This window comes from Sporosarcina sp. P16b (assembly GCF_002743065.1).
GTDB lineage: Bacteria > Bacillota > Bacilli > Bacillales_A > Planococcaceae > Sporosarcina.
On record NZ_PDYO01000006.1, the window covers coordinates 171,069 to 193,037 of the forward strand.

Annotated in this window: 20 protein-coding genes, 1 other RNA gene and 2 riboswitches; of the genes, 17 read left to right on the forward strand and 4 right to left on the reverse strand. The window is 41.2% G+C overall.

Features of this window, described 5'->3' with window-relative positions; genetic code table 11:
* Positions 1-30: 30 nt before the first annotated feature.
* A non-coding RNA gene (ssrS, locus tag CSV77_RS09740) (6S RNA) lies at positions 31-225 on the reverse strand.
* Positions 226-336: 111 nt separating this feature from the next.
* Here ssrS and CSV77_RS09745 point away from each other — a divergent pair.
* On the forward strand, positions 337-570 hold the full coding sequence (locus CSV77_RS09745; RefSeq protein WP_099631912.1) for a hypothetical protein: 234 nt from the start codon (positions 337-339) through the stop codon (positions 568-570).
* A 389-nt stretch (positions 571-959) separates the two neighbouring features.
* Here the strand turns inward: CSV77_RS09745 and CSV77_RS09750 are convergent, their stop codons facing one another.
* Positions 960-1,601 carry an HD domain-containing protein gene (locus tag CSV77_RS09750; RefSeq protein ID WP_099631913.1) on the reverse strand — a complete coding sequence of 214 codons (642 nt, stop codon included), beginning with the start codon at positions 1,599-1,601 and terminating at the stop codon, positions 960-962.
* 282 nt (positions 1,602-1,883) lie between these two features.
* Here CSV77_RS09750 and CSV77_RS09755 point away from each other — a divergent pair, with 282 nt between their 5' ends.
* Together CSV77_RS09755 and CSV77_RS09760 are read left to right on the forward strand one after the other, a co-directional pair.
* Complete coding sequence (locus CSV77_RS09755) at positions 1,884-2,399, forward strand: type 1 glutamine amidotransferase domain-containing protein (protein ID WP_099673262.1); 516 nt, start codon at positions 1,884-1,886, stop codon at positions 2,397-2,399.
* Positions 2,400-2,614: 215 nt separating this feature from the next.
* Positions 2,615-2,797: a hypothetical protein gene (locus CSV77_RS09760; protein WP_099631915.1), complete on the forward strand. Its 183-nt coding sequence runs from the start codon at positions 2,615-2,617 to the stop codon at positions 2,795-2,797.
* Between the two features lie 130 nt (positions 2,798-2,927).
* Here the strand turns inward: CSV77_RS09760 and CSV77_RS09765 are convergent, their stop codons facing one another.
* Positions 2,928-4,058 carry a methionine biosynthesis PLP-dependent protein gene (locus CSV77_RS09765; protein WP_099673263.1) on the reverse strand — a complete coding sequence of 377 codons (1,131 nt, stop codon included), beginning with the start codon at positions 4,056-4,058 and terminating at the stop codon, positions 2,928-2,930.
* An 80-nt stretch (positions 4,059-4,138) separates the two neighbouring features.
* A riboswitch (SAM riboswitch) is annotated at positions 4,139-4,240 on the reverse strand.
* 157 nt (positions 4,241-4,397) lie between these two features.
* On the opposite strand from CSV77_RS09765, the gene CSV77_RS09770 reads away from it, so the two are divergent.
* The 3 genes from CSV77_RS09770 to CSV77_RS09780 are packed head-to-tail and all read left to right on the forward strand — an operon-like array spanning position 4,398 to position 5,579.
* On the forward strand, positions 4,398-4,733 hold the full coding sequence (locus tag CSV77_RS09770) for a DMT family transporter (protein WP_099673264.1): 336 nt from the start codon (positions 4,398-4,400) through the stop codon (positions 4,731-4,733).
* A 2-nt stretch (positions 4,734-4,735) separates the two neighbouring features.
* The gene (locus CSV77_RS09775) at positions 4,736-5,050 is read left to right on the forward strand and encodes a DMT family transporter (RefSeq protein ID WP_144034671.1); all 315 of its coding nucleotides are present in this window, start codon (positions 4,736-4,738) and stop codon (positions 5,048-5,050) included.
* Positions 5,051-5,069: 19 nt separating this feature from the next.
* Positions 5,070-5,579 carry a methylated-DNA--[protein]-cysteine S-methyltransferase gene (locus CSV77_RS09780; RefSeq protein WP_483315662.1) on the forward strand — a complete coding sequence of 170 codons (510 nt, stop codon included), beginning with the start codon at positions 5,070-5,072 and terminating at the stop codon, positions 5,577-5,579.
* Between the two features lie 44 nt (positions 5,580-5,623).
* Here the strand turns inward: CSV77_RS09780 and CSV77_RS09785 are convergent, their stop codons facing one another.
* Positions 5,624-7,450, reverse strand: a complete 1,827-nt coding sequence (locus CSV77_RS09785; RefSeq protein ID WP_099673267.1) for an L-lactate permease — start codon at positions 7,448-7,450, stop codon at positions 5,624-5,626.
* A gap of 219 nt (positions 7,451-7,669) precedes the next feature.
* Here CSV77_RS09785 and CSV77_RS09790 point away from each other — a divergent pair, with 219 nt between their 5' ends.
* The 11 genes from CSV77_RS09790 to CSV77_RS09840 all read left to right on the forward strand — a co-directional run bounded on the left by CSV77_RS09790 (position 7,670) and on the right by CSV77_RS09840 (position 21,666).
* Positions 7,670-8,392, forward strand: a complete 723-nt coding sequence (locus CSV77_RS09790) for a FadR/GntR family transcriptional regulator (RefSeq protein ID WP_099673268.1) — start codon at positions 7,670-7,672, stop codon at positions 8,390-8,392.
* A 148-nt stretch (positions 8,393-8,540) separates the two neighbouring features.
* Positions 8,541-9,260: a (Fe-S)-binding protein gene (locus tag CSV77_RS09795; protein WP_099673269.1), complete on the forward strand. Its 720-nt coding sequence runs from the start codon at positions 8,541-8,543 to the stop codon at positions 9,258-9,260.
* A 20-nt stretch (positions 9,261-9,280) separates the two neighbouring features.
* Positions 9,281-10,702 carry a LutB/LldF family L-lactate oxidation iron-sulfur protein gene (locus tag CSV77_RS09800; protein WP_099673270.1) on the forward strand — a complete coding sequence of 474 codons (1,422 nt, stop codon included), beginning with the start codon at positions 9,281-9,283 and terminating at the stop codon, positions 10,700-10,702.
* A gap of 2 nt (positions 10,703-10,704) precedes the next feature.
* The gene (locus CSV77_RS09805; RefSeq protein ID WP_099631924.1) at positions 10,705-11,421 is read left to right on the forward strand and encodes a LutC/YkgG family protein; all 717 of its coding nucleotides are present in this window, start codon (positions 10,705-10,707) and stop codon (positions 11,419-11,421) included.
* A 248-nt stretch (positions 11,422-11,669) separates the two neighbouring features.
* Complete coding sequence (locus CSV77_RS09810; protein ID WP_099673271.1) at positions 11,670-13,139, forward strand: nicotinate phosphoribosyltransferase; 1,470 nt, start codon at positions 11,670-11,672, stop codon at positions 13,137-13,139.
* A 16-nt stretch (positions 13,140-13,155) separates the two neighbouring features.
* On the forward strand, positions 13,156-13,980 hold the full coding sequence (gene nadE, locus CSV77_RS09815) for an ammonia-dependent NAD(+) synthetase (protein ID WP_099673272.1): 825 nt from the start codon (positions 13,156-13,158) through the stop codon (positions 13,978-13,980).
* Positions 13,981-14,102: 122 nt separating this feature from the next.
* Entirely contained in the window at positions 14,103-15,053 is a 951-nt protein-coding gene (locus CSV77_RS09820) for an AAA family ATPase (RefSeq protein WP_099631927.1), read from the forward strand.
* Positions 15,050-16,228 carry a DUF58 domain-containing protein gene (locus CSV77_RS09825; RefSeq protein WP_099673273.1) on the forward strand — a complete coding sequence of 393 codons (1,179 nt, stop codon included), beginning with the start codon at positions 15,050-15,052 and terminating at the stop codon, positions 16,226-16,228. Before CSV77_RS09820 ends, CSV77_RS09825 begins: the two co-directional genes overlap by 4 nt.
* The gene (locus CSV77_RS09830) at positions 16,225-18,393 is read left to right on the forward strand and encodes a transglutaminase-like domain-containing protein (RefSeq protein ID WP_099673274.1); all 2,169 of its coding nucleotides are present in this window, start codon (positions 16,225-16,227) and stop codon (positions 18,391-18,393) included. Before CSV77_RS09825 ends, CSV77_RS09830 begins: the two co-directional genes overlap by 4 nt.
* Positions 18,394-18,597: 204 nt before the next feature.
* Positions 18,598-20,151 carry a glutamine-hydrolyzing GMP synthase gene (gene guaA / locus CSV77_RS09835; RefSeq protein ID WP_369802752.1) on the forward strand — a complete coding sequence of 518 codons (1,554 nt, stop codon included), beginning with the start codon at positions 18,598-18,600 and terminating at the stop codon, positions 20,149-20,151.
* A riboswitch (purine riboswitch) is annotated at positions 20,151-20,252 on the forward strand. (Overlaps the previous gene by 1 nt.)
* Before the next feature lie 79 nt (positions 20,253-20,331).
* Positions 20,332-21,666 (forward strand): NCS2 family permease, encoded by a 1,335-nt coding sequence (locus CSV77_RS09840; RefSeq protein WP_099673275.1) that lies wholly within the window; start codon positions 20,332-20,334, stop codon positions 21,664-21,666.
* Positions 21,667-21,969: the final 303 nt, after the last annotated feature.

The following is a 21,969-nucleotide window of genomic DNA, read 5'->3' on the forward strand; positions in this document are numbered from 1 at the left end:
CCATTTTTATGAAGGTGTTTTTCTCTGTTTATGTAAGCCGTGTTTGCCGTACTTAGTCATAGAAAGTTTTAAACCACCACTCCTCAAAGTGGGTGTTTGCGGAAAACGTTCCTGTACGTCTGGATTGCTAAAAAGGAATCCAGCATGCCATTTCCGTTTCGTAATAAACTCCCTTTTACAGCTTAAAGGTTAAAACTTAATGTCATACGAACAATACAGCTTGTAGATTTATCTTACACCCGGAATAGCGGAAAAGCAATGGAAAGTTCTTCTGTTTTTTGAAACTAAAACGTATGATACAACGTATAGAAATGAAAAGACAAGGAGTGATCATGTATGGAACAGCATGAAAACAACTCAGAAAAGCAACAGCTAGTTACAAGACAGACAGAGGAAATCAGTACGTTGAATCAGGAAGTGGATGAACTTCGTAAAGAGGTAAAACAACTTCGTGAGGATATTGAGCTCATTGATATATTTCAAAAGAAACCTATCATTTCATCTGCAGTAATCGGGCAAGTCGGTGGTATTATTATCGCCATATTAGTTATTATAGGGATATTCTTTTAGAGAAACGACTTTGCGTTGCTATTATAAAAGTGGCGGCACTAAAGTTCTTGCTGGTTGTGTTGAAAAAGGGAGTGAGTGCGAAATATATTACGCCTATCTCAAGTATGTCTTACATGTGGTAACACTCGCTTTTAAGGTCACGCATTATCATCCGCAATAAGCGGGGGCAATCTGGAGGCCCCGATCAAAGAATGAGCATTTTGATTAAAAGTGTCATAGAAATGCTCATTCAGATTAATAGGGCAGAACATCAGATTTTCATTCTCCATGGCCAGGAGGAGAAAAAACTAAGTTCTTCTGAACTGAAACGCTTAATTTATTGATTGATGTAGAAGCGATGTACTCAGTTTAAATGCTCTAATTCTAACTTCTTCGGTTGTAAATATCTTTTACTCTTCCTGTTCCTCTATTATTCGCATTGTAATGTCAGTTAACTCATTATGTTCAGTAAATCGTTCACTGAGCATATCTGTAAGTATATGTTTTAAAAAGTATTCTACACAGTTCATGTCTTGAAACATCAGTATTGTCCTTAATGCTTCTTCGTAAATTTCTATAAACAATGGCTCTGGATTATCCTTTTGGATCTCACCAAATGATTCGTACAGCAAATCAATTTTATCAGCAACGGATAAGATACGTCCCTCCAATGTTTTATCCTTACCTTCTTTCAATCGTTCCAAATATATAGCTTGAAATTCAGTAGGAAATTCTTTTTCAATAAACTTTCTTGTCATTTCCTCTTCCACTTCACCGAATAGCTTCTTCAATTCTTTCGAAGCGTATTTTACAGGTGTCTTAATATCCCCTGTGAATAGTTCTGCGTAATCATGGTTTAATGCTTTTTCATATAGGCTTTTCCAATCCACATTCTGTCCAGATTCCTCTTCGACAGTCCCAAGAAACTGGGCAATTTTTGTCACTTTAAATGAATGGCTAGCGACAGAATGCTCTTGAAATTTGAACTTTCCAGGACAACGAATAATTTGTTCTAAATCAGATAAGCTTTTAAAGTATTGGTGTACCCCCAACAACATTCATCCCCTTTATTTAGTATTTACGGTTAAAAAACCTGTTCATTCGTTTTTAAGAAGTCATCCCTACATACAGCTCTGTACTATATATGTGCCCCCATGTAGACATAATTATACGAGTAGGGGAGGACTCTACTCAGCTACAAAGATATTTATTAACTAGTAATATGATAACTCACTTGGCGGCTGAAGGGGAACTAGATCTCGGGTGATAATGTTTAGTCTCTTTATAATGTGGAATAGTATTTATAGAACATCATATAAGGAGTGGTAAGCATTATGGCTAAAATTGCAACAGTACTTGGAGATATGTTCGAGGACTCGGAATACTTGAAACCAGCTGCTGCTTATAAAGAAGCTGGACATGAAGTAGAAGTGATCGGTGCGGAAGCAGGATCAGAAGTAACGGGTATGAAAGAAAATACTAAAGTGAAAATTGATAGAGCAATTGCTGACGTCAAATCGTCAGATTATGACGCATTGTTTATTCCAGGTGGATTTTCACCGGATATTTTACGTGCAGATGATCGTTTCGTAAAGTTTGTCAAAGAATTTATGGATGCAAAAAAACCTGTATTTGCAATTTGTCATGGTCCACAATTGCTCATAACAGCAAAATCACTTGAAGGACGCGATGCAACGGGATATACGTCCATTCGCGTAGACATGGAGTATGCGGGTGCAAAATACGCTGACAAAGAAGTCGTAGTCTGTCAGAATCAACTTGTAACAAGCCGTACACCTGATGATCTTCCAGCCTTTAATCGTGAATCATTAAAACTACTAGAAGAATAAAAAAATTTGAACGTCAAGGTGTAAAAGCCTTGACGTTTTTTTGTTTCTTGCACATTAAACTACTGCTTACAACATACGATAATAGTACATGTTAACAAACATTGAAAAAGATTCTCAATTGTACTTGAAAAAGGTTCTCAATGAGAGTATGATAAAAGCAACGAATAAATCAGAGAGACGATCGCGTCTTACAAATGAAAGGTCGGGGGTCTAACATGTATAAGATTGTTGCGTTGGCGGTATTAGCAGGAATTGTATTAGGTGCAGCAACTGGATTTTCCTTTGGAAGTAAAGAACTGGCGGGTATGTTCGCCGGAATGGCGGCGCTTACGTTTATCGCAGCACCGGCAGCGGTCGTCTATGCGAGTGAAAAGAAAAAATGGCATCAAGCTCATTAATAAAGAAAAGCATTCAATATAATTGGATGCTTTTTTGTATAGATTCAATCGGTCGTGTCTTGCTATAAATGAATTAAAATAACTCGAACTGTCATAGTTAAATTGACTGTTCGAGTTGTATTGTTTACTATTATTGAACTTTTACGCCTTCTACTACTTCTTTTGCAGCATAAAGGGCTTGTTTTACATCCGCAATCAAATCTTCTACATCTTCTACTCCCACTGAGAAACGGAGCAAACGGTCGTCTACTCCACGACGATTACGTTCTTCTAATGGGATATCCATATGCGTCTGTGTAGTCGGATACGTAATGAAGCTTTCCACACCGCCCAAACTCTCGGCGAATGAAATTAAGTTCATATTTTCAAGGAATGGCCCGACCCACTCACTATTTTGTACTCGGAATGATAACATACCACCGATTCCAGCGTAGAGCACGTCGGCAATAAGAGGTTCTTGTTCTAAATAAGAGACCATCATTTTCGCATTTGCATCATGCTGTTTCATGCGTAAATGCAAAGTTTTTAGACCGCGTACGACAAGCCATGAATCAAGAGGAGACAATGTAGCTCCAATCGCATTATGATTGGTAAATAGACGTTCGCATAAATCCTCACCTTTTGCCACGACTAGACCTGCAAGCACATCATTATGTCCACCGATATATTTCGTTGCGCTATGAATGACAATATCTGCGCCTTCCTCAATTGGCCGCTGGAAATAAGGTGTTAAAAACGTATTGTCGACAATTAGCAATAAATCATGTTTTTTAGCCAATTCCGCATACGTACTGATGGCTATGTTTTGCATTAATGGATTTGTAGGCGTTTCCAAGAAGATCGCTTTTGTACGATCAGTAATCGCTTGCTCGACTTCTGAAACATCATCGAACGATAAGTAACGCGTCTTAATATTATACGTTTCTTCATATTGATTAAACAGGCGATAGGTACCGCCATATAAGTCTTCAGGCGCCAATAGTTCCGAACCTGTTTTAAATAAAGATAAAATAAGTTGAATGGCTGCCATTCCAGAACTGCATGCAAATCCTTGGTCACCTGATTCTAGGTTTGCAATTCCATCCTCTAGGATAGAACGCGTAGGGTTTTTTGTTCGTGTGTAATCATATCCCGTGGACTTGCCTAGACCTTCATGGTGGTATGCTGTTGACAAGTATATCGGTGTATTGACTGCTCCGGTTTTCTCATCACTGTGGTTTCCAAGTTGTACTAATCTAGTTTCTAATCCGTTGTTTGTCATGAATATCCATCCCCCCCGGCAAAATAAAAAAGAACCTCTTCTTTTCGAATAGGCCCTCGAACATACAAGTGTATACAGTATTCTCATCTTCAAGGTGGTTGTCACCCTTGGAATTAGCACCGTGCCTATGGCTGGTTGCTGAGACATCGCTGGGCCTATCCCTCCGTCTCTCTCGATAAGAATATTCATAATATAGGAAAAACTGTTGACGGATTTATTCTATCATGCAGATATACTAGATGCAAGTTTCCTTTTAACATCAGTTATTGATTTTTTTGTTTCAGTAAAAGATTTGTTATACTGATAGATACTATTCATAATGGAAAGGAGATTTTCATTTTGGCTTGGGGCTATGTCGCATTGGCGGCTGTTATAGAGATCTTCTGGGTAGTCGGTCTTCGTTATTCTGAAACTGTAATGCAATGGACCGGAACGGTTATGGCGATTGTATTGAGTTTTTATTTCATTATAAAAGCATGTGAAAGATTACCTGCCGGCACGGTATACGCTGTATTTACCGGCTCTGGTGCCGCTGCAATCCTATTAGTGGATATATTCTTCTTTCAAGCAGGTTTTACGTGGGTTACGCTGACCTTCATCGGATTCATCGTCATTGGGGTAGTGGGCATTAAGCTGACAACAGATGAAAAAGCCGATACAGAAGGAGGTGGCTGACAGTGGCTTGGGTGTATTTGGTTATTGCCAGTCTCGGTGAGATTTTCGGTGTGGTGAGTATTAATTATTATTTACAGAAGCGTTCAATTAAAAGACTGTTACTCATTGTGGGGATTTTTGGTTTTGGTTTTGTTTTCCTGTCTCTTGCTATGCGCGAAATACAGATGAGTACAGCGTATGCGGTATGGACAGGGTTAGGAGCGGCAGGAGCCGTATTGATGGGGATTTTGATATTCAAAGAATCTGCTAGCATCAAACGTCTCTTCTTTTTATCGCTCATTATTTTCGGTGCTGTAGGCTTGAAGTTGTTCGGATGAAAGGGGAGTGGCGTAACTGATTTATTGGACAAATTTTGATTTTAATGAATGGATTGTAACAATAGCTGCTACAAAACAGGGACTGTGCTATGCCGGACTAGCTGAAGATAGTGTAGAACGTATGAAGGACTGGTCGTACCGGTTTGATACAGTTGACTTAATAGAAGATGAAACAAAGCTCGGAGTCTATATAAGCAAGATGAAGGAGTACTTATCGGGTACAACGAAAGATTTTTCAGTGATACCACTTGATTTAAAAGGAACATCGTTTCAACTGCAAGTATGGGAAGCACTGCAACGAATACCGTATGGTGAAACTATGACTTATTCAGAAATTGCGGAACAGATTGGGAAATCTTCATCTGTTCGTGCTGTAGCATCTGCAATAGGCAAGAATCCTGTGATGGTTGTGGTGCCTTGTCACCGTGTTATTGCGAAAGATGGCAGTTTGTCAGGCTATCGTGACGGGAGAAACCAAAAAGCGAAGCTGATTTTGCTTGAAAGTACTCACACGAAGATAAATGAATAACAGTATGAAAAAAGAGCCATAAGGCTCTTTTTTATTGTTGCTATTTATGATGGCTGTCGCAAGATATTTGCAGACAACTTACGTTTATCTGTGGACATCTTCATTATAAAACCAACAACAATGATGATTGCAATGAGTAGCCAGATATTGAAGATTCCATGAATAATTGCCATTCCCAAGAAACCTGCAGTCAATAGATAATAACTTAGAGGGAAGAGGACGCGTCGTATGAGTAGCCCTTCCTTGCCTATCAGACCGACTGTAGCCGAAGCAGCCACGACGTTATGCACGCAAATCATGTTTCCGGCAGCGCCGCCGACTGCCTGCATCGCTACAACAATGCCTGCTTGAGCAGTATCAAGACCGATATTACCTGCTGCGCCAAATTGGAACAGTGAAAACATCATGTTGCTAAAGGTGTTACTGCCGGCAATGAATGCGCCGAGCGCACCGACAATTGGTGCAACAATTGGCCAAAACTCTCCGCTTACGACGGAAACGCTTTCAGCTAAAATTAGCGGCATGTTTTCACCGACCAAAGATGCGCTATCTGCAGCCACTTTTCCGGCTGCCAATGAAGTATTCAAAAATATTTTAATCATTGGTACAGCAAATATTAATGCAACTCCTGCAGTAACAGCTGTGTGGAATGAATTCTTCCAAGCAAGTACGTACTCAGAAGGTTTCATACGATACAATAAATAACCGAACAATGAAGCAACAATAAAGAAGAAACCGGGCAGGAATAATGGTGTAGTTGCCGTTGTGATACCCGAACCGAATATATTCTCAAATTTGAGTGTGACAGCGGAATGTTTAAGTAAAGCAGTGAAGGGTTCAAGTGTTCTTGAAAGTACAAGCAAACCTGCTAGCACTAAATATGGCATCCATGCCTTCAACATCGAAATTCTACGGCTTTCATCCAGCGGTTTGGGCACTTCGTGATTCAGCTTGCCGAACCAATCTTCCTCCCACTGTGTGCGCGGTGGGAAATCGAAAGTATCTTCTACTTTTGGCATGAATAAACCTTTTCTAGCAGCGGGGATCACAATGATTAATGAAATGAGTGCACCCAGCAAGGAGGGGAATTCTGGACCTAATGTAATTCCGATAATGAAGTAAGGAATAGTGAATGCTAGACCTGCAAACAACGCAAACTTCCACACTTTCATTCCTTCACGGAAGGACTTGGCAGGGCTGAAGAAGCGTGTCAGCAGGGCAGCCAGAAATAACGGAATCAAAGAACCAATTACCCCGTGAATTAGTACAGTATTCGTAGTAATTTGCAGTAGAAACTCGGGAAAACTCATGCCTACTTTTTCAAGTGCTGCCATCACAGCGGGCTGATCGGAAAGGCCTGTACTGACACCAATCTGAATAGGGGTTCCGATCGCTCCAAACGATACGGCTGTACTTTGAATTACTAATGACACCATAACAGCAGCAAGTGCAGGAAAACCGACTGCGACTAACAGGGGTGCCGCAACTGCAGCTGGTGTCCCAAATCCTGATGCACCTTCGATGAAGGAACCAAATAAAAAGGCGATAATAATCGCTTGGATACGACGGTCTGGTGAAATGGAAGTGAAACCGCTACGAATTGTGTGGATTGCTCCGCTTTCTTTTATTGTATTGAGCAAGAGTACGGCGCCAAAGACAATGAATATAACCTCTAAAGCGGTAATTAATCCATTGAACGCAGCACCTGCCACGATATTTGTCTTCGTTCCCCAAATGAATATAGCTATCAAAGCAGTAACGACGAGTGCAATAGGCATAGCCCTACTTGCGGGCCAATTCAATAAGACCAAAAATACGAAAATAGTAATAATGGGCAGTAAAGCAATAAGAGACAGTACAAGTAAATTCAAATAAATAACCTCCAGTATCATTTTTTTGGAAACGTTTTCATTTAACTACTACTCATTAGGTCATCTGATGACCTAATGACTTCTTTTTCTGATTATATAGACTGCCAAATTAAAAGACAAGAAGAATTTTGTGTTTTCTGATAGTGAATAACTTATTCGAATTTAGCACAGGGTGTATTTTTGGATTATAATGAATACAGCAGACAGGAGTGAGAGATCATGAACTATAAGCGAATCAAGCCTAAGAAAATATATGAGGAAGTAGCAGATGCTTTACTGGAAATGATTCGGAGCGGCGAGCTTAAGCCGGGAGATAAACTGGATTCCGTCCAGCAATTGGCAGAAAGCTTCAGTGTCGGAAGATCAGCCATTCGGGAAGCATTGACATCATTGCGTGCATTGGGGCTCATTGAAATGCGGCAAGGTGAAGGGACGTACGTCAATGAATTTTCATCTGAAGACTTGGCATTTCCATTGCAAAGCGCTATTTTGATGAATCAGCAAGACGTCGATCATTTACTAGGCGTGCGGAAAATACTAGAGGTAGGAGCAGTTACCAACGCGGCGCTAAATCGATCAGATGAAGACTTGGCGAAAATGGAAAAGGCTTTGCGCAGTATGAAAGAACATGCAGGTGATATTCTTCTTGGAGAAAAAGCGGATCTTGACTTCCACTTTGCGATTGCAGAAGCTACGGGCAACACGTTGCTCGTTACACTAATGAACCACGTGGCAAGCCTCATAGGAGAATCCATGAGGGAAACTCGGAGAATCTGCTTGTATACGGAAACAGCGACTGTTGATCGATTATATGAAGAGCATGAAGCGATTTTTCTAGCGATTAAAAAACAGCAGCCCGATCTCGCAGCAATTCATATGCAAGGACATTTGGTCAACGTAGAAAATGTATTGTCTAATTATTTGAAGTCAATCAAAATATGAAATCACCCGTCTTGTTACGGGTGATTTTTAAATTATTTGTCATAAATATCTGTTAAATCAATAAGCTTTATAGTATGCTAGGAAATAACTTAAAGTCATCTGATGACCTGTTGACCTTATGAAATCTATCTTGAAGAGGTGAATGACTATGAAAGTTAGCTTGTTTATCACATGCCTAGTGGACATGTTCTATGCAGACGCTGGTAAAGATATGGTAGAAGTGCTCGAAAGACAAGGCTGTGAATTGTCGTTTCCAAAAGGACAAGTATGTTGCGGACAACCTGCTTATAACAGTGGCTATGTAGAAAATTCAAAATCAGCGATGAAAAATATGATTAAGACATTTGAAAATGCAGAGTATGTAGTTACTCCATCCGGATCTTGTGCCACGATGTTTAAACTATATCCTGACGTATTCAAAGATGATCCGAATTGGTTACCGAGGGCTCAAGAGTTGGCAGATAAAACGTATGAGTTCACACAATTTCTCGTGAATGTGCTGCAAGTAGAAAATGTAGGAGCGAAATTGACAGGAAAAGCGACGTATCATACGTCTTGTCATATGACGAGATTACTAGGCGCTAGCGAAGAACCGAAAAAGTTATTGAATCAAGTGGAAGGACTCGAAATGATCCCTTTACCCAATGCTCATAATTGCTGCGGCTTTGGCGGTACATTCTCCGTAAAGATGGGGGATATCTCTGAACAGATGGTAGATGAAAAGGTCAATAGTGCCATAGTGACTGAAGCAGATTATTTAATCGGGGCGGACTGTGGTTGTCTGATGAATATTGGAGGACGTGCAGAACGAGTGGGTAAACCAATCCGTGTCATGCACATCGCGCAAGTGTTAAATAGTAATGAGTAAATAAAAGTGAGGTGATAGTAATGGCTATGAAATTCAGCAAGAAAAACTTTACCGATCGAACAAAGGAAAATATTTCAGACGATTTTATGAGACAAGCAGTGGCCAGTGCTCAGGAGCGTTTGCATGGTAGACGACTAGACGCTGCAGAGGAGCTGGGTAGTTGGGAAGAATGGCGTTCACATGGAGAAGAAATTCGTCAGCATGTCCTTGAAAACCTGGACTTCTATTTACATCAGCTAAGTGAAAATGTAGCAGAACGTGGCGGTCACGTATTTTTTGCGAAGACTGCTGAAGAAGCGAGTGATTATGTCCGGGATGTCATTAAGAAAAAAGATGGTAAAAAAGTTGTGAAGTCTAAATCGATGGTAACGGAAGAAATTAATCTGAATGCTGTACTGGAAGAAGCCGGATGTGAAGTCATAGAGACAGACCTAGGAGAGTATATCCTTCAAGTAGATGATCATGATCCGCCGTCTCATATCGTAGCACCTGCCCTTCATAAAAATAGGGAACAAATTCGCGAGGTTTTTGAGGAGAAGTTGGATTATCATAAGACTTCTAAACCGGAAGAACTGGCTTTGCATGCACGTGAAAAGCTACGCCAGGAATTCTTGGATGCAGACATAGGTATTACAGGCTGCAACTTTGCGATTGCTGAAACCGGCTCCATTAGTCTTGTGACGAATGAAGGGAATGCACGACTTGTCTCTGCATTGCCGAAAACTCAAATTACGGTAATGGGCATGGAGCGGGTAGTACCTTCTTTTGAAGAATTCGAAGTATTGGTCAGCTTATTGACACGAAGTGCAGTGGGACAAAAGTTGACGAGTTATGTCACAGCGTTAACTGGCCCTAGAGATGAAGGGGATGTGGATGGTCCAGAAGAATTCCATTTAGTTATCGTCGATAATGGACGATCCGAAATTTTAGGGACAGAATTTCAATCCGTGTTGCAATGTATCCGATGTGCTGCTTGCGTCAACGTATGTCCTGTTTATCGTCATATCGGTGGGCACTCCTACGGCTCAATCTATTCGGGTCCAATAGGTGCTGTGCTATCGCCATTGCTTGGGGGTTACGACGATTTCAAGGAGCTGCCGTTTGCTTCCACACTATGCGGAGCGTGCACGGATGCTTGTCCGGTGAAAATCCCTCTTCACGAACTACTTCACACACATCGACGCATCATTGTGGAAGAAGAAGGTCGATCACCTATTTCCGAAAGACTGGCAATGAAAGCATTCGGGATTGGTGCTGCATCGAATCCGTTGTATTCTATGGGCTCAAAGGTAGCATCTACCGCGATGAAACCTTTGACGAAAAATGACCGGATATCAAAAGGTCCGGGTCCGCTGAAGGACTGGACCGATTTACGGGAGTTCCCAGCTGTCGGAAATACGCGTTTCCGTGACTGGTTCTATGATCAGAAAGGGGGCAAATAAGCATGGGAGGAACAATTCAAAACCGTGATGCTTTTCTAGCGACGATCGCGACACAATTAGGGCGCGAACCCAAAATGAAAGTAGAAAAACCGATCTGGAAACATCAGCCACAGCGTACAGTGTTAGCAGACGCTTCACTAGATGAATTGCTCGGAGTATTACGTGTGCAATGTGAGCAAATTCATACAGATATCGTCGAAACGACAAAAGAATCATTGCCAGTTGCGCTAGACGAAGTGGTAAAAGCTTATGGTGGCGGACCACTATCTCTATGGAAAGACGGACGTTTTGGGGAATATGGATTATCGGACCTGTTAGAAACAAAGTGGCCTTCAGAACAGATTGAAGTCAATAGCTGGGATCCTTCACTTGGAGAAAAGAACATCGAATTGGCTGAACAAGCAAATATCGGCATCACATTCAGCGACATGACCCTTGCAGAATCCGGCACCGTTGTACTATTCAGTAGTGCGGACAAAGGTCGTTCAGTCAGCTTGCTTCCAACGCATTATATTGCCTTAATCCCTAAAAGCACGCTAGTCCCAAGAATTACCCAGGCATCAGATATGATTCGAGAAAAACTAAACAATGGCGAGCAAGTCCCATCCTGTATTAACTTCATCACAGGTCCAAGCAACTCCGCGGACATTGAAATGAATCTCGTCATCGGTGTACATGGTCCTGTCAAAGCAACATATATGGTTATAGAGGATTGCTGAAAAATGAAGTGACGACTCCTTTCAATGAGAAATTGGGAAGCTAAAACAGAACTAAATATCACTAGAAATAATTACGTGGGACAGAAGGTAAACTCCGAATTTAAGGGAGTCTGACTTCTGTCTTTTCTTTGCTAATTTTAAAAACTTATATTTCTGAAGTCAATTCACCAGTTAATGATTACTTTGCTGAGAAATAGGGAAAATAGTGTATAATGACAATATTATTGCAGCGGGAGAAGGAGACGAATATGACTTCATCATACAAAGACGACAGTTTAGCGTTACACACAGACCTATATCAAATCAATATGGCCGAATCGTATTGGGCGGACGGCATTCATGAACGGAAAGCAGTATTCGAAGTATATTTTAGAAAAATTCCATTCGGTAACGGGTATGCGATATTTGCAGGTCTTGAACATGTACTGAAGTATCTTGAAGAGTTTTCATTCACTGAAAGCGATTTAGCTTATTTACGAGAAGAGCTTGGATTTGCTGATGACTTCCTCAACTATTTGAAAGGCGTCCGTTTTACCGGGGACGTGTACTCCATGAAAGAAGGAGAAATCGTTTTTGCGAATGAACCCATTATCCGGATTGAGGCGAATTTGATTGAAGCGCAATTGATCGAAACAGCATTGCTAAATATTATTAACTACCAAACGTTGATCAGCACAAAAGCTAGCCGGATCAAGCAAGTAGTGAAAGATGATGTGGTGATGGAGTTTGGGAGCCGACGTGCGCATGAAATGGATGCCGCAGTTTGGGGCGCGCGTGCAGCGGTTATTGGTGGCGTGGAATCTACGAGCAACGTACGCGCAGGAAAACGTTTCGGACTAGCTGTTTCGGGAACGCATGCACATTCATTTGTCCAAGCTTATAAAGATGAGTACACGGCATTCAAAGTATACGCACAACGTCATCGCGATTGCGTGTTCTTAGTGGATACGTATAATACGTTAAAGATTGGCGTTCCGACAGCCATTAAAGTGGCAAAAGAACTTGGAGACAGCATTAATTTCATCGGCGTACGACTGGACAGCGGAGATATTGCATTCTTGTCAAAAGAAACTCGCCGTATGTTAGATGAAGCCGGTTTCACAGAGGCGAAAATCGTAGTATCCAATGATTTGGATGAGTATACAATTTTAAACTTGAAAGCCCAAGGAGCCCAAGTCGATATTTGGGGCATTGGAACCAAACTGATTACGGCATATGATCAACCAGCGCTTGGGGCAGTCTATAAAATTGTCTCCATAGAAAGCGATGACGGGGAAATGCAAGATACGATTAAAATCTCGGCAAACATAGAAAAAGTGACAACACCTGGCCGCAAAAAACTCTATCGAATCATTGACCTTGAAAATGGCAAAGCGGAAGGTGACTACATTACGATGCATGACGAAGATCCGACAACAGAAGAACGTATCAAAATGTTCCACCCCGTGCATACATTTATTTCGAAGTTTGTGACGAATTTTGAAGCGGTAAACTTACACGAGCAAGTTATTCGCGATGGAATAATCATTTATAAAAATCCACCAGTTTATAAAATTCGTGAATTTGCACAACAAAATCTTTCCTTACTATGGGAAGAATATAAACGTTCTTTGAATCCAGAAGAGTATCCTGTCGACCTTAGTCAAAAGTGTTGGGATAATAAGCGACGTAATATTGAAGAAGTACATGAAATGGTCGAGAGCTATACAAAACGATGAAAAGGAAGTGGGAGCGTTGACATTGCAGCAAGAAATTATCCAAGCATTACGTGCGAAGCCGGAAATCGACCCGCAGCAAGAGATCCGGACTTCCATTGACTTTATGAAAGCATATTTGAAAAAGAACACATTTTTACAAGGATTCACATTAGGTATTTCTGGTGGTCAAGACTCTACATTAGTTGGCAAACTAGCGCAGATGGCGATTGATGAACTTAACGAAGAATTAGCGCAAGAAAAATACCGCTTTTATGCACTCCGTTTACCGTATGGCGTGCAGTTTGACGAAGACGATTGTCAGGATGCATTGCGTTTTATTAGTCCATCGGTCGTCTATTCAGTAGATATTAAAGAAGCGGTCGATGCCAGTGAACGGGCTCTGACCAAGGCGGGTCTTTATATCTCTGACTTTGATAAAGGAAATGAAAAGGCGCGCGAACGTATGAAAGTGCAATATTCTGTAGCGGCTGTCCATCAGTCGGTCGTTCTAGGTTCAGATCACGCAGCTGAAGCAATCACTGGCTTCTACACAAAGTTTGGTGATGGTGCAGCGGATCTTATGCCGATTTACCGTCTGAATAAACGCCAAGGAAAACAATTGTTAGAAGCACTAGACTGTCCACCACACTTATACAATAAAATCCCTACAGCTGATTTAGAGGGCAATAAACCCGCTATTCCGGATGAAGTAGCATTAGGTGTAACATATGATGAAATCGATGACTATCTTGAAGGAAAAGAAGTATCGAACAAAGCACGAAAGCAAATTGAAGGACATTATTTGAAATCAGCCCATAAACGGCATTTGCCTATCACGGTATTTGATGAATTTTGGAAATGAAAACTGCCGACCTCTTATAAGATAAAGGGTCGGCAGTTTTTCTGTTTGTCGGCATTATTCGTTTCAGGTATGATAGTTTCATACAACAAGACGGATTCAGTTCGTGACGGGAGAGAACAACTATGCATTCACAATGGATCGAACGAGTATTACACAATATCGAAAAAGTTATTGTGGGAAAACGTGATATAGCGGAGTTAAGTATGACAGCGTTATTAGCTGGCGGTCATGTGTTACTAGAAGATGTACCAGGCGTTGGCAAGACGATGTTAGTCAGAGCACTAGCCACTTCAATTGGCGCAAAGTTTAAACGGATCCAATTCACGCCAGATTTATTACCTTCTGATGTTTCAGGCGTATCTATCTATAATCCACAGACGATGCAATTCGAATTTCGTCCGGGTCCTTTGATTGGGAATATCGTATTGGCTGATGAAATCAACCGAACATCACCCAAAACACAGGCTGCTTTATTGGAAGGTATGGAGGAGGCGTCGATTACGGTAGATGGAACGACTATACAATTACCGAAACCGTTTTTCGTAATGGCGACACAAAATCCTATTGAATATGAAGGGACATATCCTTTACCGGAAGCACAGCTTGATCGTTTTATCTTTAAGTTGAAAATGGGTTATCCGACAAAACAGCAAGAGATAGAATTATTGAAAAGAGCGGAACAGCAAACGCCAATTGAGCAAATTGATGCCATTCTAACAGTGGAGGAATTACTGGAGCTACAGCGGCATGTACGCGAAGTGACTGTAGACGATACGATTGTTTCGTATATTGTGGATTGTGCAGATGCAACTCGCCAACACGAATCCGTTTCGTTAGGCGTAAGTCCACGCGGTTCGATGGCATTAATGAAAGCTTGTCAGGCATATGCATTCATAAAAGGACGCACGTTTGTTTTGCCTGACGATGTACAATACTTAGCGTCGTTTGCATTTCCACATCGGATGATTCTACATCCCGAAGCGAAATACGAAGGAATCGATGCTGAGGAAATTGTTAGCTATATCCTCAAACATTTGCCGGTTCCAGTTATGCGCAGGTCTGCTACTTTATGATTGAATTGCGATCGTTCGGACGTTTCGTGAATGTCTTATCTATTGGTATAGCCGCCTACGTCTTTGCAAAATTTCAAGGGGGCTTCGTTAGCTGGTTCATCCTCTATACATTGATTCCGTTTGTGATATATTCCGCGCTACTCTACTTATATCCGTTACGAGATCTAACCGTGGAACGATATATCGAAGACCGACATGTAACAAGAAATGGACGGGTATCTATTCGTGTGGTTCTTAAAAGGAATCTTCCCTTCCCTTTGTTGTACGTAGTTCTGATGGATAAACGAGTGCATGGCAAGCGCGAAAAGATTGAACGGAAAATCACACTACTAGGTTTTCGAAGAACATATGAGCACAGCTATTTGTTACAGAATGTTCAACGTGGTGAATACACATTGCCGACAGTAGAAGTAGAAGTAGTAGACTTTTTTAATTGGATTCGTAAAAGAAAAGTATTTGTTGTTCAAGACCATTTTTTGGTCTATCCTAGCGTCACAGCTATGGTTTATGAATCGGCATCCAATGGAACGAGCGACGGACAGCAACGTTCCGCTTACATGCTGGCGAAAGATGCAACCACACCATCTAGCATCAGGGAATATGCGTCGGGGGACCGGATGTCTTGGATTCATTGGAAGTCATTTGCTCGCACTTCGAAACTTATGACAAAGGAGTTTGATGAACAGCGATCGGAGCAACATACGGTATTGCTGGATTGTGGAATGTCGGAAACATTTGAAGAGGCAGTGGAGTTTGCTGCGTCAATTATTGTATCTGCTAGGCAGAATCATGCCAAGCTGACCATGATCACGGCAAGTGACCAACCGAAAATATTTCCGTCTATACATTCCGCAGATCATACTAGGCAAGCGTTAGTACACCTTGCTAAAATCCAGCCGAAAGATTTACAACAGGTAAGGTTGCCGATAGAGAAAGCGCCATCTCGGGATGCGATGTTGCTTATTACAGGTAATCTTCGCATGGATTTCATCCACCGTGTATTAACGTATACTCGTGATGCATCCACAATAGTTTGCTTTGTAATGTTGCCGGACGATACGCATGTAAAATCCCTCGAGCCTATTATTGATCAAGTGAAATTACTCGGTATTACTGTGAATCTGATGTATCCATCTGACTATTCATCGGTGTTGAAAAAGGCGGTGTCTTCATGAAGAAACCGATATTGAATTGGAAAGTGCTAGTGTTTTTATATGCACTTAGTGTCGTTTTACTGTGGGAGTGGTTTATCCCCATTATGGAACTGACAGATTTCGGCCATCCTTCTTTATTTATCATCTATCTGGTGCTCTTTTTTGCATTGGCTTTACTTCGATTACCCTGGTGGATCAGTGGAGCGATTCAAATACTTTATGTAGTATGGGCTATTCATTATATGTATTTTGACCAACTATGGATTTCAATAGAAACGACAGGCTACATTTGGCAAGATGTCCAACAGAATGTCTTGTTGCTATTCAAAGGTGATCTGGGTGAATTATCGAATTTATTTCGTACGGTATTGTTGTTTACATTAGTTTGGATGATTGCCTATTTGCTTCGCCACTGGATTGAAGTGCGAAGTAGTATGATGATGTTCTTTGGTTTTACCATAGTATTTGTTGCGCTGTTGGATACGTTCACTCCATATGATGCTACTACGTCTATTGTGAGAATTATGATGGTGGGTTTAGTAATCGTAGGTACTCTCACATTAATTAAACTATCCAGTGAAAAGGGATTGTCACTTCGTCCTAAAAGATTACTTTTGCTTTCATTGCCGGTGGTACTGATTGTCATATCTGTCGGATTGCTTTCCAGAAATGCACCCGTATATCCTCCAGCATGGCCTGATCCCGTACCGTTCTTATTGTCTTTGAGCGGAGTGGAAGACAAGGGGTCTGATAAAGGACAAGCCAGGGCGGGTTATGACCCTAATGATTCGCAACTAGGTGGAGCATTCGTCCAAGACAATCAGTTAGTGTTTGAAGCTTCCGTGGAACAACGTCAATACTGGCGAATCGAAACGAAGGACACTTACACTTCGAAGGGCTGGATACAGGACCAAGAATCATTGAAAGAGCTACTGGATACAGGTGAAGATTTATGGGAACCTCTTGTAGGTGAGGAAGTGTCGCGTGCTTTATTGGATTTCGCTGAACCATTGCCGTTTCTTGCCACTCCCTATGGCACGACGAAGATTTCCTCACCTGAAGGTTTGGACCTTATGCATGAGATGGCAGCGAACCGACTATACTTGCTAATGGGTCTGCAGGAAAAGATTGAACAGTATGAAATAGAATTTGTTGAACCTACATACATCATGTCAGATTTGCAGAAAGCAGAGATGGTGAACTATGAGACCGTTCCGGAGGATTTGAATAGCTATGTGCAACTTCCGGACGAATTACCGGAACGCGTGAGGGAGCTAGCGTTATCGATTACAGAGAATGAAACGGCCGTCTATGACAAAGTGAAAGCGGTAGAGCAATACTTCAAAAAGAACGGTTTTGTTTACGAGACACAAAACGTTCCAATACCTGACGAAGAACAGGACTATGTGGACCAGTTTCTATTTGACACAAAAAAGGGTTACTGTGATAATTTCTCCACTTCTATGGCGGTCATGCTCAGGTCTGTGGATATACCAACGCGCTGGGTGAAAGGTTTTGCACCCGGGGAAATGGCGTTTAAAGCCTCAGGCGAAAATATCTATCGCGTGACGAATGATGAAGCTCATTCTTGGGTAGAAGCATATATACCTGAAATTGGATGGATGCCGTTTGAGCCGACGCTAGGTTTTACACAGCCGACAGAGATCGAATTTGATATTCCAAATGAAAGTCCTGAAGAAGAGGAAATTAATAAAACGGTGAAACCAGAAGTGGAGCAACAGAAAGAGCTTCCAAAGAAAACAAGAGGTTCGACATCGTTTGACGTATTCAAACAAAAGCTTGCATGGTTGTTTAGTCAATGGTGGATTTATGTAGCGCTATTCGTGTTGATAATAGGAGCGAGTGTCGTTATATATAGTAAAAGAAGTAATTGGTTACCGAAATGGCGTATAAAACAATTGAAGAAACTGCCGAACGGTCGCGTGAAATTCGAACAGCAATTTACACAGTTATTACAACAACTAGCGCGTACCGGTTTGCCAAAGGATACCGCAATGACACTATCCAACTATGCAATACTTGTGGATGAGCGGTACGGCGGCGATCGAATGGCTGTATTGACCCGTGCGTATGAAATCGGGGTATACGGTAACGATTGGCAATCGCAAGAGTGGGATAAGTTGAATGAAGTATGGGAAGATTTAATTATTAGCACAATTTGTTGATTTTTTAGCGAAATATGCGTAAAATATAGATCGGATGATGCTTGGAATATCCTCGACATTTCTTGCACTAACGAACGTCAGCTATCATTGAATAGCAGTACCTAGATTCTTTGATGGAAAAGACGCGTGGAAAGTTGACTTTCTAACGCGTCTTTTGTAGTTGAGGCATGAAACGGTATTAAAAAATTGGAAGAGGTGGATTAGTTGTCAAATGCTCCTGTGTTAGCTGGACAAGAAAAAATTGTAGTTCTCGATTACGGCAGTAAGTATAATCAGCTCTTCACGCGTACAATTCGCGAATTTGGTGTGTATAGTGAGTTACACGCACATACAACGACAATTGAAGAAATTAAAAAAATGAATCCAGTCGGTATCGTACTTTCTGGTGGTCTAGCATCTGCTGGCGACGAGAATGCGTATGATATTGATCCGTCAATATTCGAATTAGGTATTCCTGTATTGGGCATCAGTTATGGAGCTCAAGTAATTATCGATCATTTAGGCGGTAAGGTAGAAAAGAATACAAGTGAAGAAGGCAAAGAAGAGACGTTGACCGTGGATACGGCTTCTGCATTGTTTGCTGGTCAGACTGAAAAACAAAATGTCTGGGTAAGCCACAGCGCTGACATTGCAGAATTACCTGAAGGGTTTACTGCATCAGCAAAAGACTCTAGTGGTAATATTGCAGCGATTTCAAATGAAGAACAACAAATCTATGCAATTCAATTCCATCCGGAAGATTATCGTTCCGAAAACGGGAAAGACTTCTTGCGTAACTTTGTTTTTGAAATTTGTAAAGCCTCAGGCGACTGGACGATGGATCGTTTCATTGAAATCGAAATAGAGAAAATTCGTTCAGTGGTCGGGGATCGTAAAGTACTTTGCGCGCTAAGTGGTGGAGTTGATTCATCAGTAGTCGCCGCTCTGATCGACCGTGCAATAGGGGATCAGTTAACATGTATTTTTGTTGATCACGGATTGCTACGTAAAGGCGAAGTTGAAAGTGTAGTTAAAACTTTCAGCGAACAGTTCAGCATGCACTTCATTAAAGTAGATGCACGTGAACGCTTCTTGAACAAGTTAGAAGGCGTTACAGACCCTGAGCAAAAGCGTAAGATTATTGGTAATGAATTTATTTACGTGTTTGATGAAGAATCCGCTAAACTAGACGGTATCAAATACTTAGCACAAGGTACGATTTATGCAGACATCATCGAAAGTGGAACTGCAACTTCTGCAACGATCAAATCACACCATAATGTGGGTGGTTTGCCTGAAGATATGGACTTCGAATTAATTGAACCATTACGTGCATTATTTAAAGATGAAGTACGTGCAGTTGGAGCAGAGCTTGGGTTGCCAGAAGAAATCGTTAACCGCCAACCGTTCCCTGGCCCGGGCCTTGGAGTTCGTGTACTTGGTGAAATAACGGAAGATAAGCTTGAAATCGTTCGCGATGCAGATTATATTTTACGTGAAGAAATCGCAAAAGCCGGACTTGATCGTTCAATCTGGCAATATTTCGCAGTATTACCGAATATCCGCAGTGTAGGTGTGCGTAATGAACAACGTTCTTACGACTATGCGATCGGTATCAGAGCGGTTCATTCAGTAGATGGCATGACAGCAGACTGGGCTCGTATACCTTTTGATGTACTAGAAAAAATCAGTACGCGAATTACAACTGAAGTGGATCAGGTCAATCGTGTTGTATATGATATTACAGCTAAACCACCTGGCACAATTGAGTGGGAATAAGACAAACAACAGAATATGATCGTATAACGCTGGGAATAAGGCCTAGAAGTCTCTACCGAAACACCGTAAATGTTTCGACTACGATTCAAAATAGAAATGTTTTTTCTATTGAATTAGAAGAGAGGCATGCGATTTTTTTCGCGTGCCTCTTTTTACATAATGAGAGTAAGGAAGGTCACAATGAAAAAATACTTTGAGTTCGACAAGCTTGGCACCAATTATCGTCGCGAAATCATCGGTGGAATAACTACTTTTTTAGCCATGGCATATATTTTAGCGGTAAATCCCATTATGTTATCTTTGGACGTTGTACCTGATTTGCCTGATTCTATGCGTATGGATAAAGGCGCTGTATTTGTTGCTACTGCGCTCGCGGCGGCTGTTGGAACATTATTTATGGGTCTGATAGCTAGATATCCGATTGGTCTAGCGCCAGGCATGGGATTAAATGCATTTTTCGCTTTCACAGTAGTGCTAACCTACGGTATACCATGGCAAACAGGATTAACTGGGGTATTATTCTCTGGATTAATCTTTATAGTTCTTTCATTGACAGGATTACGAGAAATCATCATTAATGCAATACCAGCCCAGCTGAAATTTGCTGTAGGTGCAGGGATTGGTTTGTTCATTACATTCTTAGGACTGCAAAATGCCAAGATTATTGTAGCGGATGCAAATACGTTAGTAGGCTTAGGTGATTTAACAGTGGGTCCTACATTACTAACGATCTTTGGATTAGTTGTCACGATTATTATGATGGCTAGGAAAATCAAAGGTGCTATTTTCTATGGGATGATCATGACCACAGTTTTAGGTATGGCAGTCAGTCTAATAGACATACCACATAAGGTAGTAGATAAAATTCCGTCAGTTGCTCCTACTTTTGGTGCGGCATTTGATGCGATCATTAACGATCCAGGTTCATTGATGACCACACAATTTCTCGTCATCGTTATCACATTTCTATTCGTAGATTTCTTCGATACAGCCGGAACACTAGTTGCAGTTGCTACTCAAGCGGGTTTAATGAAGGAAGATCGCCTTCCACGCGCAGGTAAAGCGTTGCTTGCGGATTCCTTGGCGACAGTAACAGGGGCAGTAATGGGTACATCCACTACTACATCTTATATTGAATCCACTGCAGGTGTTGCGGCGGGTGCCAAAACAGGCTTTGCTTCTATTGTAACCGCCTTGTTGTTCTTACTAGCATTGTTCTTCTCCCCTTTACTATTAGTCATCACACCGGCAGTTACAGCTCCGGCATTAATTATCGTTGGGGTATTGATGGTGTCGACCTTAGGAAACATACAATGGACACGTTTCGAAATCGCTGTTCCAGCATTCTTTACGATCATCGCCATGCCGTTGACGTACAGTATAGCGACAGGTATCGCAATCGGTTTCGTTTTCTATCCTATTACGATGTTAGTTAGCGGTAGAAGAAAAGAAATTCATCCAATTATGTACGGGTTATTTGTAATCTTCATATTGTATTTCATCTATATTAAATAATAACGAACCGCTTCCTGATTCAATAGGGGAGCGGTTTTCACTATTTATTAAGCTTCATTTTGAAAGCGTTAATGCATAGAATCTAAAAGAAAGTAAAAAGAAATTGAAAAAGGTTGTTTATAGTTGTTGACAGTTTAAATTGTGTCTGATATAGTAATAGAACAGTCAAGAAAGCGACTGCGACATGAACCTTGAAAACTGAACAGCAAAACGTTAACGAAATACAGTTTGTGCACCTAACGGTGACACAAACAAAATGAGTATCTTAATTGATGCCAGCAAATGAAACTCGAGCTAATCGAT

Bases quoted from the DNA above. Each gene is read 5' to 3' on its own strand.
- CSV77_RS09745 (WP_099631912.1), top strand. From the start codon at position 337: ATGGAACAGCATGAAAACAACTCAGAAAAGCAACAGCTAGTTACAAGA.
- CSV77_RS09755 (WP_099673262.1), top strand. From the start codon at position 1,884: ATGGCTAAAATTGCAACAGTACTTGGAGATATGTTCGAGGACTCGGAA.
- CSV77_RS09760 (WP_099631915.1), top strand. From the start codon at position 2,615: ATGTATAAGATTGTTGCGTTGGCGGTATTAGCAGGAATTGTATTAGGT.
- CSV77_RS09765 (WP_099673263.1), bottom strand. From the start codon at position 4,058: ATGACAAACAACGGATTAGAAACTAGATTAGTACAACTTGGAAACCAC.
- CSV77_RS09790 (WP_099673268.1), top strand. From the start codon at position 7,670: ATGAACTATAAGCGAATCAAGCCTAAGAAAATATATGAGGAAGTAGCA.
- CSV77_RS09795 (WP_099673269.1), top strand. From the start codon at position 8,541: ATGAAAGTTAGCTTGTTTATCACATGCCTAGTGGACATGTTCTATGCA.
- CSV77_RS09800 (WP_099673270.1), top strand. From the start codon at position 9,281: ATGGCTATGAAATTCAGCAAGAAAAACTTTACCGATCGAACAAAGGAA.
- CSV77_RS09805 (WP_099631924.1), top strand. From the start codon at position 10,705: ATGGGAGGAACAATTCAAAACCGTGATGCTTTTCTAGCGACGATCGCG.
- CSV77_RS09810 (WP_099673271.1), top strand. From the start codon at position 11,670: ATGACTTCATCATACAAAGACGACAGTTTAGCGTTACACACAGACCTA.
- CSV77_RS09820 (WP_099631927.1), top strand. From the start codon at position 14,103: ATGCATTCACAATGGATCGAACGAGTATTACACAATATCGAAAAAGTT.
- CSV77_RS09825 (WP_099673273.1), top strand. From the start codon at position 15,050: ATGATTGAATTGCGATCGTTCGGACGTTTCGTGAATGTCTTATCTATT.
- CSV77_RS09830 (WP_099673274.1), top strand. From the start codon at position 16,225: ATGAAGAAACCGATATTGAATTGGAAAGTGCTAGTGTTTTTATATGCA.
- CSV77_RS09840 (WP_099673275.1), top strand. From the start codon at position 20,332: ATGAAAAAATACTTTGAGTTCGACAAGCTTGGCACCAATTATCGTCGC.